General features: G+C 55.2%; 21 protein-coding genes. 6 read left to right on the top strand and 15 right to left on the bottom strand.

What is annotated here, in order from left to right; genetic code table 11:
• Positions 1–79 precede the first annotated feature (79 nt).
• From E0L35_RS02550 to E0L35_RS02540, 3 genes are all read right to left on the bottom strand, one after another.
• Positions 80–1,078 carry a helix-turn-helix transcriptional regulator gene (locus E0L35_RS02550; protein WP_138799511.1) on the bottom strand — a complete coding sequence of 333 codons (999 nt, stop codon included), beginning with the start codon at positions 1,076–1,078 and terminating at the stop codon, positions 80–82.
• Positions 1,079–1,127: 49 nt separating this feature from the next.
• A complete protein-coding gene (locus E0L35_RS02545; protein ID WP_230805313.1) occupies positions 1,128–3,137 on the bottom strand; it encodes a TonB-dependent receptor in 2,010 nt (669 codons plus the stop codon).
• Between the two features lie 311 nt (positions 3,138–3,448).
• Positions 3,449–3,796, bottom strand: coding sequence for an accessory factor UbiK family protein (locus E0L35_RS02540; protein WP_022521302.1), 348 nt, complete (start codon positions 3,794–3,796; stop codon positions 3,449–3,451).
• A gap of 344 nt (positions 3,797–4,140) precedes the next feature.
• Here E0L35_RS02540 and E0L35_RS02535 point away from each other — a divergent pair, with 344 nt between their 5' ends.
• The 3 genes from E0L35_RS02535 (at position 4,141) to glnK (ending at position 6,321) form a co-directional block, all read left to right on the top strand.
• Positions 4,141–4,479, top strand: coding sequence for a P-II family nitrogen regulator (locus tag E0L35_RS02535; protein ID WP_007112359.1), 339 nt, complete (start codon positions 4,141–4,143; stop codon positions 4,477–4,479).
• A 45-nt stretch (positions 4,480–4,524) separates the two neighbouring features.
• On the top strand, positions 4,525–5,772 hold the full coding sequence (locus E0L35_RS02530) for an ammonium transporter (RefSeq protein ID WP_009286189.1): 1,248 nt from the start codon (positions 4,525–4,527) through the stop codon (positions 5,770–5,772).
• A 210-nt stretch (positions 5,773–5,982) separates the two neighbouring features.
• Positions 5,983–6,321, top strand: a complete 339-nt coding sequence (gene glnK, locus E0L35_RS02525; protein WP_027957942.1) for a P-II family nitrogen regulator — start codon at positions 5,983–5,985, stop codon at positions 6,319–6,321.
• A gap of 154 nt (positions 6,322–6,475) precedes the next feature.
• On the opposite strand, the gene E0L35_RS02520 is transcribed toward glnK, so the two are convergent.
• Positions 6,476–7,252, bottom strand: a complete 777-nt coding sequence (locus tag E0L35_RS02520; RefSeq protein WP_007112363.1) for a ferredoxin--NADP reductase — start codon at positions 7,250–7,252, stop codon at positions 6,476–6,478.
• Between the two features lie 180 nt (positions 7,253–7,432).
• On the opposite strand from E0L35_RS02520, the gene E0L35_RS02515 reads away from it, so the two are divergent.
• A complete protein-coding gene (locus E0L35_RS02515; protein WP_009286188.1) occupies positions 7,433–8,359 on the top strand; it encodes a LysR family transcriptional regulator in 927 nt (308 codons plus the stop codon).
• 4 nt (positions 8,360–8,363) lie between these two features.
• Here E0L35_RS02515 and E0L35_RS02510 read toward each other — a convergent pair whose 3' ends face one another.
• From E0L35_RS02510 to phnD, 7 genes are all read right to left on the bottom strand, one after another.
• Positions 8,364–10,472 carry a methyl-accepting chemotaxis protein gene (locus E0L35_RS02510; RefSeq protein WP_138799509.1) on the bottom strand — a complete coding sequence of 703 codons (2,109 nt, stop codon included), beginning with the start codon at positions 10,470–10,472 and terminating at the stop codon, positions 8,364–8,366.
• An 11-nt stretch (positions 10,473–10,483) separates the two neighbouring features.
• The gene (locus E0L35_RS02505; protein WP_089691181.1) at positions 10,484–12,355 is read right to left on the bottom strand and encodes a methyl-accepting chemotaxis protein; all 1,872 of its coding nucleotides are present in this window, start codon (positions 12,353–12,355) and stop codon (positions 10,484–10,486) included.
• Between the two features lie 125 nt (positions 12,356–12,480).
• A complete protein-coding gene (locus tag E0L35_RS02500; RefSeq protein ID WP_022521305.1) occupies positions 12,481–12,909 on the bottom strand; it encodes a host attachment protein in 429 nt (142 codons plus the stop codon).
• Positions 12,910–13,001: 92 nt separating this feature from the next.
• The gene (gene phnE, locus E0L35_RS02495; protein WP_022521306.1) at positions 13,002–13,811 is read right to left on the bottom strand and encodes a phosphonate ABC transporter, permease protein PhnE; all 810 of its coding nucleotides are present in this window, start codon (positions 13,809–13,811) and stop codon (positions 13,002–13,004) included.
• The gene (gene phnE / locus E0L35_RS02490; protein WP_022521307.1) at positions 13,805–14,617 is read right to left on the bottom strand and encodes a phosphonate ABC transporter, permease protein PhnE; all 813 of its coding nucleotides are present in this window, start codon (positions 14,615–14,617) and stop codon (positions 13,805–13,807) included. Before phnE (E0L35_RS02490) ends, phnE (E0L35_RS02495) begins: the two co-directional genes overlap by 7 nt.
• The gene (gene phnC / locus E0L35_RS02485; RefSeq protein WP_022521308.1) at positions 14,604–15,401 is read right to left on the bottom strand and encodes a phosphonate ABC transporter ATP-binding protein; all 798 of its coding nucleotides are present in this window, start codon (positions 15,399–15,401) and stop codon (positions 14,604–14,606) included. Before phnC ends, phnE (E0L35_RS02490) begins: the two co-directional genes overlap by 14 nt.
• Before the next feature lie 56 nt (positions 15,402–15,457).
• The gene (gene phnD / locus E0L35_RS02480; protein ID WP_022521309.1) at positions 15,458–16,450 is read right to left on the bottom strand and encodes a phosphate/phosphite/phosphonate ABC transporter substrate-binding protein; all 993 of its coding nucleotides are present in this window, start codon (positions 16,448–16,450) and stop codon (positions 15,458–15,460) included.
• A gap of 173 nt (positions 16,451–16,623) precedes the next feature.
• On the opposite strand from phnD, the gene E0L35_RS02475 reads away from it, so the two are divergent.
• Together E0L35_RS02475 and E0L35_RS02470 are read left to right on the top strand one after the other, a co-directional pair.
• Positions 16,624–17,223, top strand: a complete 600-nt coding sequence (locus E0L35_RS02475; RefSeq protein ID WP_041157288.1) for a histidine phosphatase family protein — start codon at positions 16,624–16,626, stop codon at positions 17,221–17,223.
• 50 nt (positions 17,224–17,273) lie between these two features.
• Positions 17,274–18,737 carry a diguanylate cyclase gene (locus E0L35_RS02470; protein ID WP_138799508.1) on the top strand — a complete coding sequence of 488 codons (1,464 nt, stop codon included), beginning with the start codon at positions 17,274–17,276 and terminating at the stop codon, positions 18,735–18,737.
• A 19-nt stretch (positions 18,738–18,756) separates the two neighbouring features.
• Here the strand turns inward: E0L35_RS02470 and E0L35_RS02465 are convergent, their stop codons facing one another.
• The 4 genes from E0L35_RS02465 to E0L35_RS02450 form a co-directional block, all read right to left on the bottom strand.
• Complete coding sequence (locus E0L35_RS02465) at positions 18,757–19,149, bottom strand: Rid family detoxifying hydrolase (RefSeq protein ID WP_022521312.1); 393 nt, start codon at positions 19,147–19,149, stop codon at positions 18,757–18,759.
• 207 nt (positions 19,150–19,356) lie between these two features.
• Positions 19,357–20,133, bottom strand: a complete 777-nt coding sequence (locus E0L35_RS02460) for an amino acid ABC transporter ATP-binding protein (RefSeq protein ID WP_022521313.1) — start codon at positions 20,131–20,133, stop codon at positions 19,357–19,359.
• A gap of 54 nt (positions 20,134–20,187) precedes the next feature.
• Positions 20,188–21,288 (bottom strand): amino acid ABC transporter permease, encoded by a 1,101-nt coding sequence (locus tag E0L35_RS02455; protein ID WP_009286182.1) that lies wholly within the window; start codon positions 21,286–21,288, stop codon positions 20,188–20,190.
• 15 nt (positions 21,289–21,303) lie between these two features.
• Entirely contained in the window at positions 21,304–22,494 is a 1,191-nt protein-coding gene (locus E0L35_RS02450) for an amino acid ABC transporter permease (protein WP_022521314.1), read from the bottom strand.
• Between the last annotated feature and the right edge of the window lie 8 nt (positions 22,495–22,502).

Genomic DNA, 22,502 nt, shown 5'->3' with positions numbered 1-22,502 from the left:
GCAATGACAAAGGGAGTATGCGTACTGCCAAAAAACGTCCAACAGAGGAACTTAGCGCTCCAAAAACAACCCTGCGGCTTTAATGGCGATGGTGTACTTCATGGGGCGCAATGCCAAAAGCGCGCTTAAAGGCGGTGGCAAAATTGGTGGCGTGGCGGTAGCCACAGGCGTGAGCGGTTTGCTGCACGCTATAACCTTTGCGTAAGTACGCTTGAGCTTGGGTCAGGCGACAACGTCGTAGGTAGTCGAATATCGAGCAGCCGTAACAGCGGTGAAACTTGGTGCGTAGGCTGCTCGGGCTCATCGCGGCATTGCGGGCCAACTGCTCAAGCCGATAATCCTGGTTGGGGGAGTGTTCGAGCTGCTGACGCAAGTGCTCCAGGCGCTGGTGGTCGCGCTGGGTTAAACCCGGTGGCAGGCTGACTGCCTTTTCTTCGTCGCTGGACTCAAGGGAGGCGGCAGGCAGCCCATGAGCTAACAACTGGAGCGCGAGCCCCTGCCATAGCAGGCGCTGCCGCTCTACTGGCCAGTTCGAAGCCAGTGCTGCCTCCAGGCTATGGATAAGGAACTGCGGCACCTGCCAAGTATGCAGTACGGGCGCTGCCGGAGGGGCAACATTGATAGGCGAACAGCTAATGGGCGAGAAAGAGAGAGGCTCTGTGCAAGCCAGAATCGATACGTTGAGAATGCGCAATCGTTGTGGCGCGGGCTGGAAGACCTCAAGCCCGGTCTGCTCGTTGAAATGGGCACTGAAGGCGTCGCCGGCCTGCAACTGAAACGACTGGTGCCCTAGGCCGACTTGGATATGGCCCTCGAGTATCACGCTGAGAAACCACGGCGCGGCACGCCGGGAAGTGGAGGCGTAAGCGTGCAGGACATCAAGATCAGAGTGTGTCACCCGCAGCGTGGGGTCTACCTCAACGTCCATCACCCGCCCATGGGCAACACAAGGCGCTGGCTGGGAGCGGTCAGGCGCTTCGGGAAAGCGGTAGTCGATCCCGAAGCGCTGACCAATAGCCAGCAGGTCATGGGTGGTTAGTGGTACGCAAGATGGCGTTATTGAGCCGAGTGTAGCCATCCCCGTTACCTCACCCTTGAGCGGTTGTCAGCGAGTAGCGAACCAGCACTCAGTACTCCATCGACCAGTTCAGGGTGTAAGTACGCCCGCGGCCCTGGTAGTCGTAGAGGTACTCTGGGCCGTAGTAGGGCGAATAGAACATGGCGGCTCGCTGACCCCAGACGGTGGAGTACTGATCATCCAGCAGGTTCTGCACTCCCAGGCTTAAGGTGCCAAAATCGGTTTCCTGGCTGAGCGATAAGTCGAGGGTGGTATTGCCATCGATCTCGCGGTCGGCATCGTCTTTCAGGTCGAAGTTGTGGTTGGCCTGCAAGCGAGCCGAACGTACATAGTCCGTCCAGCCAATAAAGGCAGTGGCGGAAGAGAGCGATGCATAGCGGGCGTCACGCTTCTCCCACTCCCCTTGGTCGTTCTCCTGCTCGGAACGCACCAGGTGCAGGGTGCCCCCTGCCTCCAGGCCATTATCAAAGTAACGGGTCACGGCGCTTTCCAGGCCGAAGTCGCGTTTCTTCTCATCGACGACGCTGACGCTTAAATCCTCGGCGTTCTCTACCGCTTTGTCCGACCAGGCGTAGTAAAGCGCTGTTTGGGTCGTCCAGTTGCCACCCTGGTAGCGCCAGCCTAGCTCTATCTGATCCGTCTCGATGGCAGATAACGGGTTGTTATCGACACTTACGTCGGGGCTCTTGCCGTAATATTTGGCAGGATCTGGCAGTTCGAAGCCCTGGCTAAACTGCAGCCAGTTCTGGTGACCGTTGCCGTAGTCGTAGAGGGCGCTGGCATTGAAGAGCGTTGCTTCATAGTCATTCTCGCCGCCAGGAATCCCCTGGAATTCATCCACCTCGACGTCCATATGCTGCTGCCGCAACCCTGCGGAGAGCTTGAGCGCCTGGGTGGCCTGCCAGTCGCCCTGGAGGAAGCCTGAAAGCCCGTCCACTTGATAACCGGGGTAGCGAGGCTCAACCCCCGATGCCTGCTGAACCAGGCCGCCGGAAGCATCCGATATGTCGGTATCGAACAGCATCTGGCTGGCATCGAAGGTTTCACGATCCAGATCGAGGCCGTAGGTTAGCGAAACGTCATCACCCAGGCGCGATTCAAACAGCGCTTTGATGCCGCTTAAATCGGTGTTTTGTTGCGAGGCGCGAAATTGCAGGCCGTCGGCGACTGGGTAGGGAAATGCCTGGAAGCTGGACTCCTCCTCCCGGTGGAACGCCTGCAGGTAGAAGTTTTGCCCCCACAGGTTGGCGTGGTGATAGTTGACGTTGACGAGCTTACGGTCGGTTTCCGGATCGCGCTGTGAACGGTAGCCATCGCGAATTTCGGCATCGTTCAAGTTGGGCGTGGCAGCGTCGAGGTTGGGAAAGTAAACACCCCGGTCACCTTCATAGCCTGAACGGTACAGCTGGGCACCCAGTTCCAGACTCTGTTCATCGGTCAAGCGGAAAGAGAGGTTGCCCAATACATCAATGCTGCGATTATCCTGTAGGTCGGTCTGGGCGATATCGGGAAAGATTTCCTGGCCGCTGCCGTCATAGTGGCGGCCGTTGTCGCCAATGGCGGTACCCAGATAGCCTTGAACCCGCTCGTTACCACCGCTGATGGATTGTGCGAGGCGTCGATCTATGTCATCGCTGTTGTTGAAGCCGGTGGTGATGCCTGCTTCAGTACGCCAGTTCAGGCCTTCTTCACCTTTGCGGGTAATGATATTGATCAAGCCCCCCGTAGCACCGCCGCCATACAGGCTGCTGGCGCCGGAAAGCACTTCCACGCGCTCAATATTGAAGGGATCGATGGCATCGAACTGTCGGGAAAGCCCACGGGAACTGTTCAGCGATACGCCGTCGATGAGCACCTGCACGCCCCGGCCTCGCATGTTTTGCCCATAATTGGTGCGCCCTTGAGGCGCCAGATCCAACCCCGGTACCAGATGCCCCAATGCTGTCTTTAGGTCTGCACCATTGCGGGTCTGCTGTTGCAGCATCTCTTTGTCAATTACCCATACAGCACCGGGAATTTGACTGATCTGACTAGGAGTGCGCGATCCAACGACCACCATGGTCTCGTCGGCGCTAGACGCAGTATTTTGGGCGAAAACGCCATTGGAGAAGCTCAGTAACAGGCCGGTGCCAACAAGCCCAGATATTGAAACAGACGACGGCGAAAAGAAAGGCTTTGCAAAAGGCAGCTTTGCAACAGATAGGTTTGATAGTGACAGGGCGTGCATAGTGAACAATCCGCAGACGGTAAGAAAATCAAAGGCGGAGAGTATCACCACGAAAAACAAAGTCAACGATAGTGATTCGTATTTATTTTGCGGTGCGCGCAGCAATAGGCCATTTCCCTATTGCTGCTAATGAAGCTTGAACGTTAAGCGGGTTTATTCTTCTCGTCTTCTGCATCTGATTCCGGCGCATGCTGCTCTGGAACTGGTGGGGCTTCAGCTTCGAGCGGCGTGGACGTCGTTGGCGCGGAGGCATCAACGGCTGCTTCAAGGTTAGCGACTTGGCGCTCTAACGCCTCTACCCGCGAACGGGTGCGCTGCAGTACATCCATTAAAATGTCGAAATCTTCCCGTGAGACAAGCTCCAGGCGGTCGAAGGCGCCACGCACGACTTGCTGCACGCCCTTTTGAATATCTTCTGGCGCCTGGGAGGCGTTTTGTAAACGGTCACCAATCTGCTGGGCCAAGCGGCTAATACGGTCTTGAGGCGCCATCGTTCTCTCCTAGATAAACCTGCTTTAAATATTGCTTACCGGTAAGGATACGCAACAGTTGGCGAATTCGCATGTATCGCGTGCTTTTACTGCTTAACCCAGGGTGTGCATCGAAATAGAGCAGGCTACTTTTGCTTACGCTCTTTTTTGGTGCAATAGCGGTGGTGTGACAATGGCTTTGCTCGGATTTAGCCCTGAAGATTACTTTTGGTAGCGGCTAATCAACTGACTTTTAAGAAAAAAAAGTCAGCTGGCACAGTATGCGCATTATCGGTTCAGGTGCTTATTCTGGCGGCTGTGCCGCTACCAATCTAGCAGGACTTATCCAGCAGGGGAGATCCGGGATGAAACTCATCACCGCTATCATCAAGCCATTTAAGCTCGACGACGTTCGTGAGGCATTGGCCGACAACGGCGTTCAGGGCATTACGGTCACTGAAGTTAAAGGTTTTGGCCGTCAGAAAGGGCATACCGAGTTGTATCGTGGCGCGGAGTACGTCGTCGACTTTCTACCCAAGGTAAAAGTGGAAGTGGCCGTAGACGACGCCCGTTTGGAGAGCGTATTGGATGCAATCTGTAGTGCGGCTAACAGCGGCAAGATCGGTGACGGCAAGGTGTTTGTGACACCGCTTGAAGACGTTATTCGGATTCGGACAGGCGAGCGCGGTGCAGACGCCGTTTAACGCTGCTTTTTCGGATCATTTCTATAGTTCAACGGGGAACTTACAATGAATGAGTTGACTGATCTGAGCTACGCGCTCGATACGTTCTACTTTCTAATTTGCGGTGTGCTCGTCATGTGGATGGCGGCAGGCTTCTCCATGTTAGAGGCGGGCTTAGTACGCTCCAAAAACACCGCTGAGATACTGACCAAGAATATCGCGCTGTTTGCCATTGCCTGCACCATGTATCTGCTGGTGGGCTACTACATCATGTACTCCAGCAGCGCTGGCGGCTTCCTGCCCAATCTGGGCTTCTTGATTGGCGCTGAAAACAGTGTGGATGCGGTTACCGCAGGCGGCGATGACGCGCCCTACTACTCCATGCGTTCTGACTTCTTCTTCCAAGTCGTGTTCGTGGCAACCGCCATGTCAATTGTGTCGGGTGCCGTCGCTGAGCGTATGAAACTGTGGGCATTCCTGGCCTTTGCTGTGGTAATGACCGCGTTTATCTATCCGGTGTCTGGCTACTGGACTTGGGGTGGCGGCTGGTTGTCTGAAGTGGGCTACTCTGACTATGCGGGTTCCGGCATTGTGCACCTTGCCGGTGCGGCGGCTGCGTTAGCGGGTGTGATCGTGCTAGGCCCACGTAAAGGTAAATACGGTAAAGACGGTTCTATCCACGCTATTCCCGGTGCCAACATGCCGCTGGCAACGCTGGGTACCTTCATTCTGTGGATGGGCTGGTTCGGTTTCAATGGCGGTTCCGAGCTTAAACTTGCGGCTGTCGATTCTGCTAACAACGTGGCTCAGGTGTTTGTAAACACTAATGCAGCAGCGGCAGGTGGTGTGATTGCGGCACTGATCCTGGCCAAACTGTGGTTCCGCAAAGCTGACCTGACCATGGCATTGAACGGTGCCCTGGCTGGCCTGGTGGCCATCACCGCCGATCCGCTCTCTCCGACCGCACTGAGCGCTACCATTATCGGCGCGATTGGCGGCATCATCGTGGTCGCAGCCATCGTCACCCTCGATAAAGTGAAGCTGGATGATCCGGTCGGCGCGATCTCGGTTCACGGTGTTGTCGGTATCTGGGGCGTGCTGGCAGTGCCGCTGAACAATGACGGCGCATCATTCGGTGCCCAGATCATCGGTATCGTAGGTATCTTCGCTTGGGTATTCCTGGCCAGCCTGGTGGTATGGCTCATCCTGAAAGCCATCATGGGCATCCGGGTTAGCGAAGAAGAAGAGTATGAAGGCGTTGATATCGCTGAGTGCGGTCTCGAAGCCTATCCCGAATTTGGCATTAAGAAATAAACAGCGGTATTAAGAAATAAACAGCGGCATTAAGAAATAACTTAATGCTGACCTAGTGAGCTGGCGTGCTCCTTCTGGCCTCCCCTTAGTGGGAGGCTTTTTTATTCTCTGCCGATAGCGGTGTATGCTGGTAGTTAGCGGTTAACGGCTGCAACATTCGCAGCCGTTCAACCCGACCCCATCATGGCCACCCAGTTAGAGGATATGGTAATGAAATTGATCACAGCGATTATCAAGCCGTTTAAGCTCGACGACGTACGCGAGTCGCTCTCCGATATCGGCGTGCAGGGTATTACGGTGACGGAAGTGAAGGGCTTTGGGCGCCAGAAAGGGCATACCGAGCTGTATCGTGGTGCTGAGTATGTGGTGGACTTCCTGCCCAAGGTGAAGCTGGAAGTCGCCGTGGACGACGACATGGTCGAGCAGGTGATTGATGCCATCACCCAGGTGGCGAACACAGGTAAAATCGGCGACGGCAAAATCTTTGTGATGCCGCTGGAGCAGGTGATTCGTATCCGTACTGGCGAAACGGGCAAAGACGCGGTTTAACGGTGAAGGGTAAGGTGTGAATGGTAAGTAGTGCCGAGTAGACAAAGCCCCTGTGGATGCTCTCCCCAGGGGCTTTGTATGAGTGATGCGATCATTCTGGCGGCTAAACTTTTTTCTATTCACCACTCACTCATTACGATTCACTATTTACGTCTCACTTCTCGACAAACGCACGCTCGATGACGTAGTCGCCCGGCTCGCCCATGCGCGGCGAGATATTCAGACCCAGCTCGTCAAGTAGCGCGCTGGTATCGTCCAGCATGGCGGGGCTGCCGCAGATCATCGCGCGATCCTGGCGCGGATCAATGGGCGGCAGGCCGGTGTCTTCAAACAGCTTGCCCGTACGGATATGGTCGGTTAGGCGCCCCATGGTGTGGAACTCCTCCCGAGTAACGGTGGGGTAGTAGACCAGCTTTTCAGCGATGTCTTCACCCAGGTATTCATGGGCTGGCAGCTCTTTGGTGATAAAGTCGGCGTAGGCCAATTCAGAAACTTCCCGCACACCGTGAACCAGCACTACCTTCTCGAAGCGCTCGTACACTTCAGGATCCTGGATCAGGCTCATAAACGGCGCCAAGCCGGTACCGGTGGAGAGCATGTAGAGGTTGCGGCCCGGCAGTAGGTCATCGCATACCAGCGTGCCGGTGGGCTTGCGGCTAACCATGATCTGATCGCCTACTTTCAGGTGCTGAAGGCGTGAAGTGAGCGGGCCGTCGGGTACTTTAATGCTGAAGAACTCAAGGTGGTCTTCGTAGTTGGGGCTGGCAATGGAGTAAGCGCGCATCAGCGGCTTGCCGTTCACTTCCAAACCAATCATCACGAACTGACCGGTTTTGAAACGCAGGCTGCGCTCGCGGGTGGTGCGGAAGCTGAACAGGGTATCGTTCCAGTGATGGACGCTAAGCACTTCTTCCAGAGCAAACTTACTCATGCCGTTTTCTCCATTAGTCGATGCTGGCGCTAGTCCGCATCGGTCATATTCTTAAAAAGAATAAAAATGATTAAATATGTTGCCAGCAAGTCTAAGCAAAGGGTGGTATATCTGTTAAGCGAATTATATTGATAACGGTTATCTGAAAAATAGATATAGATCAAATAAAGGTCAGACTCTATGCACTACACCCTGCGGCAGTTGGAAGTCTTTGTGGCGGTTGCTCAGCATGAGAGCGTCTCCCATGCGGCGCGGGCGCTGGCCATGTCTCAGTCGGCAACCAGCACGGCGCTTGCGGAGCTTGAGCGGCAGTTCGACTGCCAACTGCTGGATCGGATTGGTAAACGCTTAAAACTTAACGCACTGGGTTTTCAGCTGTTGCCCAAAGCGGTGGCGCTGCTGGATCGCGGCGAAGAGATTGAAGAGCTTCTACGTGGCCAGAAAGGGGTTGGGTCGCTGGATGTAGGGGCTACGCTGACCATTGGCAACTACCTGGCCACGCTGCTGATCAGCGATTTTATGCAGCGCCACCCCGGTAGCCGGGTGCGCTTGGCAGTGCGCAATACGCGCCATATTATCGAAGGCGTGCGCCAGCACTCGCTGGATTTAGGCTTGATCGAGGGGCAGTGCGACGATGACATGATCATCAGCCAACCCTGGGTGGAAGATGAGCTGTGCGTGTTTTGCTCGCCGCGACACCCACTGGCAGGCCGCGAGCACCTTGAACTTGAACAGCTGCTGCGTGAGGACTGGATTATGCGCGAAGAGGGCTCTGGCACCCGCATGACTCTGGAGCATGCCGCGCGCCACCGCCGCAGCCGGTTTAACACCCTGCTAGAGCTAGAGCATACGGAAGGTATTAAGCGTGCCGTGGAGTCAGGGCTGGGGATTGGCTGTGTCTCGCGCCTGGCACTGCGAGATGCCTTCCGGCGCGGCAGCTTGGTGCCGCTGCCTACGCCGGAGTTGGATCTAAAGCGTCAGTTTACGTTTATCTGGCATCGGCACAAATACCTCACCACCGGCGTGCGCGAATTCCTGCGCCTGTGCCGTGAAATGACCGCTGGGGCCAAGCGCAGCGACGATATTGCGCTGCCGCCGATTCCTTAAGCGTTTATCGCTCAGTCAATTCGGGAGCAGGCAACTGATGGTTGCTAGGGGCGTTTTTTGGCTCAAGTGTAAAGCCGCCTACCAGCGCAGCGAGCCTATCCGCCTGATCGTTTAGCTGTTCAGCGGCGGTCGTCGACTCCTCCACAAGCGCGGCGTTTTGCTGGGTCATTTGGTCTAGGTCGGTGACGGCAATGCTCACCTGGCTAATGCCCTCGCTTTGTTCTCGAGCGGCCGTACTGATATCTCCCAACATTTGCGTTACCCGCGTGACGCTTTCTGCTAATTCGTGCATTGCCGACTCCGCATCTCGAACCATTTGGGTACCGCTTTCAACCTTGCCAGCCGAAGTATTAATACGCTGGCGGATATCCTTGGCGGCTTCGCTACTGCGAGAGGCTAATTTGCGAACTTCGTCGGCGACCACGGCAAACCCACGACCGTGTTCGCCAGCCCGGACGGCTTCCACAGAAGCATTCAGGGCAAGCAGGTTAGTCTGAAAGGCGATGCCGTCGATGACGGTCACGATGGCCTGAATTTCATCGGAATTGGAGCGAATATCATCCATCGTTGCCACGACTTGCTCAAACGCGCTGTCGGTACGCGAGGCTAACTGCGAGGCGGTTTGTGAAAGCCCACTGGCTTCTTGCGAGGCGTGAGTGGTATGGCTAACGGTGCTGCTGATTTCTTCCATCGCAGATGAGGTTTGCTGCAGGCTGGCAGCGGCCTGTTCAGTGCGCCGTGAGAGGTCGTGGCCACCTTGAGTAATTTCATTAGCCGCGTGGTTGACGGCTTCACTGCTACGGCGCACATCCAGCAGAATAACCTGAATTTTTTCTGCAAAGGCATTGAACTGCTCAGCTACCGCGGCACTTTCATCTCTCCCATGCACCGGTAGACGTTGGGTAAGGTCACCATGGCCTGAAGCAATCTCTTCCATGCGGCTTGCAAGCCGCTTAAGAGGCCGTGCGATTCGCCCGCCAATCCACCATAGCGCTGCCACCCCCAATGCTGCCAGAAGTAGCCCTACTACCGTCATGCCCAGCGTATTTTGCTGGCGCTGCTCGCTGAGAACTGCTTGCAGCTCGCCTAACTCCGCAAGCGCTACGTCTTCAGGGAGCTGGAGTACCAACACCCAGGGGAGGCGAGTATCGCCAATGGTAATAGGCTGATAGCGCTGCAGTAGACCATCGTTAACGCTGCTTTGCAGGCTACCTTGCTCTGATGCCTCTCGGATGCCCGCGAGAATTGTACTGCTAAGGGAGTCACTGGCAGGCGAGCCCAGACTCTCTACGCCTGTCGTGTCGGCGACTAGCCCCCCACTTCCCGCGATGAGAGCCATGCGCCCAGCGCCTTCGTATAGCGCTTGGTTGGCATCGCTTAGCAGGGTTTGGATAAAGTTAAGGGAGAGGTCTACCCCCGCAACGCCACGAAACTCGCCATCCACCAAAATGGGGGCGTTAAACGAAGTGACCAGTTGCGTCTCGCCGCCATAGTCATAAGCCGCCGGATCGATAATGCAAGGAACTAGGGTTTCACGAGGGCAAAGATAGTATTCTCCTTCCCGAACGCCGCTGGGAAGGCGTTCTTCACTCTCCATGGTATCTCCCAGCGGCAGCACTTCTAGCGTTTCATCCTCGGTGCGGTACCACCAGGGCATAAAGCGACCGCTACCGTCATGGCCATAGCGCTCATCTCCTGCATATCGTGCGTCGTCACCAAACGCATTGGGCTCCCAGCCGATAAATGCATCCAGCAGTGTCGGGTTGTCGGCCACAGTTTGGCGCACTAAGTTAGATAGTTCGCGGCGGTTCAGGTAAAGCGAGCGGCGCCCCTCTTCATCCTCCATACCCATCAAAGCATTAGTAGTCGCCAATTGATTGGCGATAGTCATGGCATTGTTGAGTTCGCGCTGAATACGCCCGCCCTCTGCTTCGGCAATGGCATCTAAGCGCGCATTCAATGCACTTTCCATTAATGCGCCGGTATGCTCATTCACCGTTTGCTGGGTGCGGGCCGCGGCGACCAAGTTATAGATGACTAGCGCAGCCACAATCGCGAGCAAGCAAGGGCCCGCAAGTGCGACGACAAAAGAGCGTAACGAACGAAAATGCATAGCGTTACCCCTTAAGTAATGTGATGGCGGCGGTTGTCATGTGCTTGGTACTGCACTTGCAGGGCAGGTGCCGCGGCGTGAGACAGCTTAAAACTACTGATAGTGCCTGCCAGATGATCGGCCTGTTCTTTTAGTTGCTCGGCGGCGGTCGTGGACTCTTCCACCATGGCCGCGTTTTCCTGAGTCATGCGATCCAGTTCTGCGACGGCAATGTTGACCTGATTGATGCCATCGCTTTGCTCGCTGGTGGCCGCATTGATCTCCTCCAAAACATCGGTAACGCGGGTAATATGCGCGACGATGTCTTGCATGGTAGATCCCGCATTACGCACTAAAGTGGTGCCATTGTTAACCTTGGTTTGAGAGTCCTCAATCAGCTTTTGAATATCGTTGGCGGCATCACTGCTACGCCCAGCCAGCTTGCGTACTTCGTCGGCCACCACGGCAAAACCACGGCCATGCTCGCCAGCGCGGGCAGCTTCCACCGACGCGTTAAGCGCCAGCAGGTTGGTCTGGAAAGAGATGCTGTTCATTAACGTGACGATTTCACCGATTTTATCGGAGGCGTGGGTAATGTCTTCCATGGTGGTAACCACATTCGCCACCACCTTGCCGCCTTCGTTGGCTACTTCTGAGGCAGTTTGAGAGAGCTTGTTGGCTTCCTGAGCCGAGGCAGCAGTGTGCTGCACGGTGCTGGTGATTTCTTCAATCGAAGCGGACGTTTGTTGCAGGCTAGAGGCGGCGTTCTCGGTGCGGCGTGATAAGTCCTGGCCACCCATGGCGATCTCATTGGCCGCGTGGTGAACAGATTCACTGCTGGTGCGTACATCGATTAATACGGCCTCCATTTTACCTACGAAACGGTTGAAGGCCTTGGCAATTTGAGTGACTTCATCATTACCCTCTTCGGGCAAGCGTCGGGTTAAATCGCCCTCTCCCGATGCGATATCATCCATCGCATTACGAACTCCCAGCAAGCGGCGTAGCAGCAGAGAAAGCAGCAAACCGAAGACCACTGCCGTGATTGCGGCCACAATCAGCAGCGTGACTATCGATGTAGTGGCGATGGCGCGCAGGCCCGCTGTTGCCTCGTGTTCGTCCAGTGCCACAATCAACTGCCAGCCACTGCTACCTCCCACGTTATTGCCCATCAGCAACGTATCGCTGTTTTGCAGTGAAAGCGATTGGGGTTCATCGGCTTGGGCGATTTCGCTAAGCCGGGTGTTGGTCAGTTCATCGCTCAAACGTGTGGAAGGTTCGAGCGTCATGTCAGCGTCAGGATGCGCGATCAGGGTGCCGTCTTCAGTGGTTAAAAAGCCGAAACTGGACGGCGTAGGGGCAATGCCGGTAACAATTTCGATCACATCCTCAATAGTAATATCCGCACCAATGACTGCGGCCAGCTGCCCATTACGGTAGAAAGGGCGTGCAAAGGTAACGATTAAGCCCCCCGTTTGGGCATCAGTGTAAGGTGCCGTAATAATGGTCTCTTGCGCTTCGGCTGCGCCTTGGTACCAGGGCCGCTGACGCGGGTCGTAATCGCTGGGGGGCTGCCATCCATCGGAAAAAATAGCGTCTGGTGTGGAAGGATAAGCAATGTAGGCTGTCATAAAGCTGCCTGAGCCAGCCAGTTGTCGAAGTGCGGCAAGTGGCTCATCGCTATTGGCTGCATCATCCATGCTGGAAAGCATGGTATAGCGTGCGTTAAACCACTCGTTGATAGCTTGCGTATTACCGTTAACCACGGCGCTAAGATTGCGCGTTATTTGCTGGCTATTATGGTGCTTTACGGTGGTGTAACTGGCAATGCCGTTAACCACCAGGGCGAGGGTAATCGCCACTAATGCAGCCAATAGGATGCGTGCTCGGAGGGTAGATAGCATGGTCGCTCTCGACGTAGAAGTGCATGTCAGTACTCAGGGGGAGGTACCGTTTATAATGTCTTCTAGGCTATCGGCGAGAGCGACCCTTTCTTTAGTCTTACATGGTCTTTAAGTTTTGGATATTACTAGCGTAAATCACTAACTGCTTGTTGAATATCGGCCATTGAAGCTTTACTTAGATCTTTTGATAGGGAATGAATCACCAGCTTTTGGGTAGGGGCATCGAGTTTATCGCGTAAAAGCCCTAAAAATTTAGGTGGCGCCACCATAATGAGCTTCTTCATACTGTTGCCTACTCGAGCACTATAAAGTCGCTGAGCGACCTCTTTCGCAAACAACTCGTTTTCGTGCTTAGTAGCCGTTCCCTCTTCGCCAGCCGAGCGAGAGGTAGTGGACATCGACTCATGCACATCGCCTCGACCGTCGGTGACCAAGTCACCTTCGTGTAGACGTCCTTCAGCGTGAACCATGCTTTCTTGCTCTGCCAACGTTAAGGCATCTCGGGTAAAAATGCGTGCGCGAGCGGCGTCGGCTACCACGATATAGGTTGTCATCGCTGTGCATACTCCATGTCGTTGATGGTCATCTAACCATGGCAAGCGTTTGGCGTTAGGTCAAACGCTTGCCTCGGCTTAAGCAACGTGGGTTACAGCACCTTGCTACGCAGCAAGCTGGTGACGGCTTCACCAATCAGTACCAGCACAATAATGGCAATCAAAATGGTCGCCACGGTAGGCCAGGCAAAGGTGTCAATTGCGCCCTGGAGGATAACGCCGATACCCCCGGCGCCCACCAACCCAAGTACCGTCGATTCGCGGATATTGATATCCCAGCGGAGGATGACGATGGCAAAAAACGCGGGCATGACCTGAGGCACGATTGCATAGGCGACCACTTTGGCCTTGGAGGCCCCGGTGGCTTCCATGGCCTCTACGGGGCGCCGGTCAATCTCCTCTATTGCTTCGCCCATCAGCTTGCCGATAAAGCCAATCGAGCGAAACATGATGGCGAGTATGCCCGCTAATACCCCAGGGCCAAAAATGGCCACGAACAGCAGCGCCCAGATGATGGTGTTCACCGAACGGCTTGAGACCAGAATGAAGCGACCAAACCACAAACAGGCGCGGTTGGGGGTAGTATTCTGGGCGGCGATGTAGGCCACCGGGAGCGCCAGGAAAATCGTCAGAAAGGTAGCCAGCGTAGCGATATGCACGGTCTCGATCAGCGCTGCGATAATGCCATTGAGCCCCGCCGCACTGGGTGGCCACATGCGTGCGCCAAGCCCGGAGATTTGGTTGGGCGCATCCCACACCCAGGGCCAGAAAATATCAATATCGCGCACCGCCCAAACCACTAACATCAAGGTAGCTAGCAGAACGGCGTAACGAATCAGGCGCTGTTTGCGGTCATAGCGTTGCCAAATACGATCGGCAAGCTGCTGTGCGTGATCTACCATATTTTTTTCCTTACCCAGCCGCTGACACCTTCACTGAGCAAAATGACCGCGATGATAATGAGCAGAATCGCAAAGGCGAAATCGTAGTCGTAACGCCCAAAGGCATTCATCAGGGTGCCGCCAATGCCGCCTGCCCCAACGATTCCGACCACCGCTGATGCGCGCAAGTTACTATCCAATTGGTACATGGATAGCCCTACCTGGCGTGGCAGAATTTGCGGAAAGACCGCATAAAACAGAATGGCCACATAGCCAGCGCCGGCGGCTTTCATCGCCTCTACTTGGCCCCAATCAATCTCCTCGATCTCTTCGGCGAGCAACTTGCCCACAAAGCCGATGGAGTAGAGTGTCAGAGTCAGAATACCTGCGAGTGGGCCAAATCCAACGGCAGCGACAAACAGGATGGCAACAATTACCGGATGAAAGCTGCGCGATACGATAATCACCGACCGGCCAATCACATAGATAGGCATTGGGGCGATATTACGTGCCGCCATCACGGCAAAGGGAATAGAGAGTAAAACCCCCAATAGCGTCGCCAGAATGGCGATTTGAAAGCTCTCTTTAAAGCCTGTCAGCAGCAGCTCGTAGCGCTCTAGGCTGGGTGGGAAGCCGCCGCTAAATATGCGTGCCGCGCGGGGCAACCCTTCAGAGATCCGCGCCCAGTTGAACGGCAGCGAGCCGAACGCCCAGACCAGATAAACCACGGCAACCACGATTAACCCATAGCGTAGCAACGGGTTGGCAATGAACGGCGGCTTTCGCCAGGTGCGGGGCGCCGTTGAAGGGGCCTCAGGCGGAGTCATGTGAGGGTTCCTCCGCTGGCGTATCAGTAATCGCATCGTCCGGCGCTTCAATGCCACCGTAGATGGCGTCTAACGCGTCTTTGTTGAAATCGGCAGGCAACCCATCAAAGATCATCTTGCCGTGGCGTAGGCCCACAATCCGCTCGGTATAGGTTTTGGCCTGTGCGACGTTGTGGATATTGATGAGTACTGGCAGCGAGAGCTCACTGGCCAGGCTTTGCAGCAGTATCATGATTTGCTCGGAGGTGCGTGGATCCAGCGAGGCAGTTGGTTCGTCCGCCAGCAGAACATCAGGCTCCTGCATCAGGGCTCGCACGACGCCTACCCGCTGGCGCTCGCCACCGGATAGCTCATCAGCGCGCTTGTTGGCGTAATGAGCGATTCCCACCCGCTCCATTAGCACAAACGCACGCTCAATATCAGCCTGAGGGTAGCGGCGCGATATCGCTTGATAGAGATTCACATAACCCAACCGCCCGGCCAACACGTTCTCCATCACGGTCAAGCGATCCAGTAGGTTAAAACCTTGGAACACCATGCCGATCTTGCGGCGAGCACGGCGCAGCTCGGCGCCTTTCAGGTTCACCAGCTCATTGCCGTTGAGTTTGATCGAGCCGGAGGTTGGCTCGACCAGGCGATTGATACATCTCAGCATGGTGCTTTTGCCCGCACCCGAGGCGCCTACGATAGAAACAACGCTGTTTCCCTCTACCTTGAGGTCAAGCCCTTTCAGCACGGCTTCATCGTGGCCATAACGTTTGACCAGATTGGTAATTTCCAGCATGTGTCCGCTTCCATCGTCGAGACAATAACCGCACCGCCGGCGGCGGTGCGCTACGTTTACTCTTCCAGGTTTTCTGGCGTATAGCTCACGTTATTGGCCGCTTGGATGGTACGAATTACCTGCCAGTTGTCTTGGTAGTTGATGGGTATGAATTTCTCGACGCCCTCAAACTCTTCACCAAGTTCGGTGCCGACAAAATCAAAGCTAAAAAAGGCTTCCTCTATTTTCTCGACCAGGTCGGGATGCAAGTTGTGCGCGTAGTTATAGGAGGTAGTGGGGAAACGGTCGGATTCGTAGATCAGGCGCACGTCTTCTTCATCGTAAAGACCGCGTGCTGCCATCCGCTCGACGACTTCTGAGGCCACGGGGGCCGCGTCGTAATCCTTGGCCACCACGCCCAGCATGGATTGGTCGTGGCTACCCGAATAGACCACTTCGTAATCCTCATCGGGGGTGATGCCGAGTTCCGGCAGCAGCGCACGAGGGGCTAAATTGCCCGAGTTTGAGGTGGGTGAGGTATGGGCAACGCGTTTGCCTTTGAGATCCTCAACCTCATGGATATCAGAGTCGACATGAGTAAATAACTGCAGGGTGTAACCGAATTGGCCGTCATCAGAGCCCATCAAGGCAAACGGCACGGCACCGGCCAAATTCACCGCAAACGGCGTAGGGCCAGTGGAGAAGCCAGCGATATGCAGCCGACCGCTGCGCATGGCTTCAACTTGGGCAGCGTTTGACTGTACGGCGAAGAAACGCACATCCCGTTCGGTAACCTCGGCCAAGTGATCGATAAACGGCTGCCAGATATCCGAATAGATAGCCGGATCCTCCACGGGGGTATAAGCAAAAATCAGCGTGTCTGGATTGACCCACTCAGCCTCATCGGCAGGGCGATCCGCCACCATATCGCCATCTTCATCACAATAGATGGTATCCAGGGCGCCACGTTCGCACTCCGCGAAGGCATGGGTAGAGAGCAGGGTGAGCGGTAGTAGGGATGTAGCGATAAGTATCGCAAGCGGGCGCTGGCGGAAGAGCGAAGTTGTCATGGTGAGCCTCGTTTGTGCGTTATTGTTGTGTTCTTGCTATGGGTCAGGCTGTATTTCCTTGGCTGCGTTTTGCCACTATTGAAAGCGGAAACTGTTTCGTAAGTGGACATTCCGCGTCAAGGATGGTTATTTTCGAAAGTAGACACCTTCAATCTAGGGTTTGTGACAAACTTATGTCAAATACTTTACAGCCGCTCTCCGACCATTGGCGCAACCGCTATTTATTCATGCGCCACGGCCATAGTCAGGCTAATCAACAGAGGGTGATTGTCAGCTCGCCGGGGCGCGGGGTGGAAAACTTTGGTCTCTCCGAACATGGTGAGCAACAGCTTGCCCAGCTCGTTGCCGACTGGCAGTGGCCTGTGCCGACCCGCGTGGTGCATTCAGACTTTTTGCGTACCACCCAAACCGCTGCCCATGTGGCGGCCAGGTTCGAGTTGGTACCCAACGTGGATACGCGCTTGCGGGAACGAAATTTTGGCGAACTAGAGGGGTTGGGGGACGAGCACTATCCCAGTGTATGGGCGTTAGATGCCGAGGATGCTGAACACCAGCACCATGGAGTAGAAGCGTTGAGCCGGGTGGCGAGCCGTATGCAGGCGGTGATCGGTGATTGGGAACAACAGGTAAGCGGGGAAGTCATTCTGCTCGTCAGTCACGGTGATCCGCTGCAAATTCTGCTGACTGCCCTGGCCGGGAAACCGCTGACGTCCCACCGTGAGCAAACCCCGTTAGCACCCGCTAGCATTACTCTTTATGGGCATGGCGTGTAATCCACTAAAAGCTGTGTGGTAGTCTCTAAGAAAAGTAAAGAGAACCTGCTATGCCTGCTCCTTTTTCGCCGGATGCGCCGAGCCTGCTGAATGCCCTTGCTGTGGGCAGCCGCGCGCTCATCGACGCGCACTTTTGGAGTGAGGGCGTCGATCAGCTATTGGCGGCGCTAGGGGAAGCGTCGGGTGTCAATCGGGTGTGGATATTTCAAACCATAGAGCGCAACCCAAACGGTGTCTTGCAGGATTTTGTTTTTGAGTGGGCATCTTCATCGCACTATCGTGAGCGAACGCAAAAACGCTTTCGCTTTTTTACCACGCTGATCGACGATTCCGAGTATGAGGAAATGGTCAATCGTCGGGAGCGTGGTGACTCGCACACCTGTATTACCTCGCAGGTGGATTTGGGGTCGCTGCGCGACAATTTGGAAAGCCAGTCGATTTTATCGATGGTGACCGTTCCGATTATGGTGGATGGTCAGTGGTGGGGCACTTTGGGCTTCGATGACTGTGAGCGTGAAGTTGACTGGGAGGGAGCGGGGTTGCAGGCGCTAGTGATCGGCGCTGAACTGATCGCTTCGGCTATTTATCGTCAGCAGCTTACCCGCAGGCAGCGGCAGGTTGATCTGCTGCAGCAGGTCGCCGCCTGCGGCACCTGGGAGATTAATACTCGCAGTGGCGCAACCTGGTGCTCTTCGGCGTTGCTGCTTTCGCTGGGTTATCCTGGTGATTATGCAAGGCTCCCATTGCGCCGCTTACTGGCTCATGCCATGCCCACTGACCGCTTACGGGTGTTTGGTTTGATCCGCGAGTGCCAACAGCGGCTGCAAACCCAATGCCGCATTGATGTTCAGCTCAGGGTCGCATCCGGGCAATGGCGTTGGCATGAGCTGGTGATGGAAAGCTACTACTCCGATGATGGCTATTTAGCGCGTATCGGCGGCCTAGTCATCGATATTAGTCAACGTAAAAAAAGCGAAGAGCAGGCCTGGGCGGCGGCGGAGTTTGACGCCTTGACCGGCACACGCAATCGACGTGGCTTGGCTAATCACTTAGCACAACTCAATGAGCAAGCTGAAGCGGCAGCCTATTATTTGCTGATGATTGATATTGATTACTTCAAACATATTAATGATCGCTACGGTCACCCCGCGGGGGATACGCTGCTGGTGGAAATGGCAAAGCGAGTACACGAGGCCCTGCGGCCCGAGGATTGTCTGGCAAGGTTCGGCGGTGAAGAGTTTGCTGTTACGGCGGGTGATTTATCGCACCAACAGGTAGTCCAGCTGGGTGAGCGTATTCGCCAACGAGTAGCCCAGCAGCCGTTTTACCTGACGGTGGGTGATTCGCAAGTGCCGATGATGGTGACACTCACCGTCAGCGTGGGGATTGCACCTCTGGCGCTCACCAGTGATTTAGACCACAGTCAGGCAGTAGCCGTTGCCCAGGCCGACCAAGCGCTCTATGCCGCCAAAGAGGCGGGGCGAAATCGCGTTGTGGCTCACTGGCAGCCGTGATGACGACGACTGATGAGGTTTATTGCTGCGACGGTGGAATCCAGGCAATCATATCGACTTCCACATCAGCGCCGCCAGCCAAGCCGGTTACCCCGATACAGGTGCGGGTGGGTAGAGGCTGGGGAAAGTAACTGGCGTAGACCTTATTCACTTCGTCGAAGTGGCCCATATTGGTAATGAACACCCGAGACTGCACCACATATTCGAAGGCACTTCCGACTTCTTCCAGCACAATCGCCAGGTTCTGCATTACCCGATGAGTCTGTTCGGTGAAGGTGCCCAAAAGCATCTCGTTGGTCTCTGGCACCGTCGGCATCTGGCCAGTGATAAAGACCAGATCACCTACGCGGCAGGCGTGGGAAAAAGGCGCAATCGGTTGCGGGGCGCGGTCGATAAACAGCTTTTCAATCATGCTTTTATCCTTTTTTGAATGATGTCGTTGCGAGGAGCGGAGCGACGAAGCAATCTTGTTTGTAGTGGCAGGAGGATAACTTCAAGATCGCCGCGCTACGCTCGCGATGACATGCTGTTTTTTTAAAGTCTGTTAACTATCATGGGCCTCAAGTGAGGCCCATGATGACGAACTTATCCACAGCTGCTTTGTCGCTGGGGCTGTGTATTAGTGCCCCAGAATCTGGCTTAAGAACAGCTGGGTACGTTCAGACTGGGGGTTATTGAAGAACGGCTCAGGCGCGTTCTCTTCAATGATTTGCCCCTGATCCATAAAGATCACCCGGTCGGCGACGGTTTTGGCGAAGCCCATTTCGTGGGTCACGCAGATCATGGTCATGCCTTCTTCCGCCAGTTCCACCATAACGTCCAGCACCTCTTTGATCATCTCGGGGTCTAGGGCGGAGGTGGGCTCGTCAAACAGCATCACGTCGGGGTGCATGCACAGCGAGCGGGCAATCGCTACGCGCTGCTGCTGGCCGCCCGAGAGTTGCCCCGGGTACTTAGTTGCCTGCTCGGCAATGCGCACCCGTTCTAGGTACTCCATGGCTAGCGCTTCGGCCTCTTTGCGGGGCTTCTTTTGTACCCACATTGGCGCAATACAGCAGTTTTCCAGCACTGATAAATGCGGGAACAGATTGAAGTGCTGAAACACCATGCCGACGCTACGACGAATCTGCTCAATGCGTTTGACGTCTTGGGTCAGCGGTAGACCGCCCACCACAATTTCACCCTTTTGGTGCTCTTCAAGGTGGTTAATGCAGCGAATTAGCGTTGATTTACCCGAACCTGATGGGCCGCAAACCACGATACGTTCGCCGCGTTTTACCTCAAGGTAGATATCCCGCAGTACGTGAAAATCGCCGTACCACTTGTTAACGTTGTGCATCTCGACCATCAGGTCAGAAGCACTGGTGTCAGAGGTGTTGGTGGCTGCTTGTGTCATGTTGAAATCCTACTTAAAACGTAATGAGATGCGGCGCTCGTATTTAAACTCGAACTAGTGCTTATGGCCGGTGTTTAGCTTGCGCTCCAAGTACTGGCTGTAGCGCGACATGCTGAAACAGAATATCCAGAACACGAACGCGGCAAATACATAGCCCTCTACCGAGAAGCCCAGCCAGCGCGAGTCGGAAAGCGCCGCTTGCACAATGCCCAACAGGTCAAACAGCCCGATGATCATGACCAGGGTGGTGTCTTTAAACAGTGAGATAAACGTATTGACGATGCCAGGAATCATCATTTTCAGTGCCTGAGGCATCACGATTAGCCCCATGCGCTTCCAATACGTCATCCCCAGTGCCGCGGCGGCCTCATCTTGCCCTTTGGGAATCGCCTGCAAACCACCGCGAATAACCTCGGCCATATAGGCACTTTGGAACAGCGTCAGGCCGATTAGCGCACGTATAAGGCGATCCACGTTAAGTTCAGACGGCAGGAACAGCGGCAGCATCACCGAGGCCATAAACAGAATGGTGATTAGCGGCACACCGCGCCAAAACTCGATAAAAATCACGCAGAAGGTTTTGACGATGGGCATGTTCGAGCGTCGCCCAAGGGCTAATACAATGCCAATAGGCAGTGCGCCAATCATCCCCACGCTAGCCAGTAGCAGCGTCAGCATCAAACCGCCCCAGCGGTGGGTGGAGACACGCGGTAGATCAAAGTAGCCGCCGTGTAGCAGCACGTAGGCGATCACCGGGAAGATCAGCAGCGCAAACAGTGTCATCCAGCGCTTAAACGGCAGGCGCGGAATGACCATCCAGGCAATAATGCCCGCGAACATGGCAAACACGATATTGGCGCGCCAATACTCCTCACTCGGGTAGAGGCCGTACATAAACTGGGAAAAGCGTGCGTTAACGAATACCCAGCAGGCGCCCACCCGTGTGCAGTCTTCGCGGCTGTCGCCCACCCAGTTGGCATCAATAAATGCCCACTGAACTGTTGGCACCACGAGTAGATAGAGCACGTACAGGCCCAGTAGCGTGAAGATGCTATTGATAGGGCCGTTGAACAGATTGCCTCGTAGCCAGGCAACCGGCCCAATGGTGCCTTTAGGAGCCGGGCGCTGAGGTATGGTTTCTTTATTGTGAATCATGGGGTCGCCTCCGGCCTAGCGTTCGACCAGCGCAACGCGAGCGTTGAACCAGTTCATGAACATGGACACCAGCAAGCTGATGATCAGATAAACCGCCATGGTCATGGCAATGACTTCGATTGCCTGACCGGTCTGGTTGAGCGTGGTGCCGGCAAAAACCGATACCAGGTCGGGGTAGCCGATGGCGGTGGCCAGTGACGAGTTTTTAATCAGGTTGAGGTATTGGCTGGTGAGTGGCGGAATAATGACGCGCATAGCCTGGGGAATGATGATTAGGCGCAGCACTAGCTTGCGCGGCAAGCTCAATGCCTGGGCGGCTTCCGTTTGGCCATGGGGGATGGCTTGGATGCCCGAGCGCACAATCTCCGCAATGAAGGACGCGGTATAGATAGACAGCGCCAGCCACAGGGCCAAAAATTCAGGGATAATGGTAATACCACCGCCGAAGTTAAAGCCGCGCAGTACCGGCATCTCCCAGGTCACCGGTACACCTGTAGCGACCAGTACCAGCAGTGGTAGGCCAAAGATAATCACCAGCGACATCCAGAAAACCGGTAGGCGCTTGCCGGTGGCTTCGTGACGGCGCTTGTTCCACATGACCAGTGCGATGCTGGCAATAATAGCCACCACGAAGGTGGCTGGGATAAGACCAAATCCTGACTCGAACAGAGGCTGAGGCAGGTACAGCCCGCGTACGTTCAGGAAAATGGCTTCACCAAAGGCCATGCTCTCTCTAGCGCTGGGTAACGTCCGCAGTACAGCAAAGTACCAGAAGAAAATTTGCAGCAGCAGGGGGATATTACGAAACGTTTCGATATACGCATTGGCTAGCCGAGCGATCAACCAGTTGGGCGATAGCCGCGCGATACCGACGATAAAACCAATAATCGAGGCAGCTAACACCCCCAATCCACCGACTAGCAGCGTATTGAGCAAGCCAATCACAAAAGTGCGGCCGTAGGTACTTTGGGAGGAGTACTCGATTAAGCTTTGACCAATACCAAAGCCGGCTGTGTTGCCCAGGAAGCCAAAGCCAGTGGTAATGCCGCGAGCATTCAGGTTGGCTTGGGTATTGCCGATAATATAGATCAGGAAAGCCGCGACAACGGCGACCAATATAAGCTGAAAAATAAGTGCGCGCTTAGCGCGGTCTCGCCAAAACGGCGGCTTGTGGCCAGCGGGGCGAACGTTAGGTCTTACAGACATGGATGGCG

The organism is Halomonas sp. ATBC28, assembly GCF_005937175.1.
GTDB lineage: Bacteria > Pseudomonadota > Gammaproteobacteria > Pseudomonadales > Halomonadaceae > Vreelandella > Vreelandella titanicae.
Note: the sequence above shows the minus strand (reverse complement) of the source record. Positions and strands in the feature narration are given on the sequence as shown.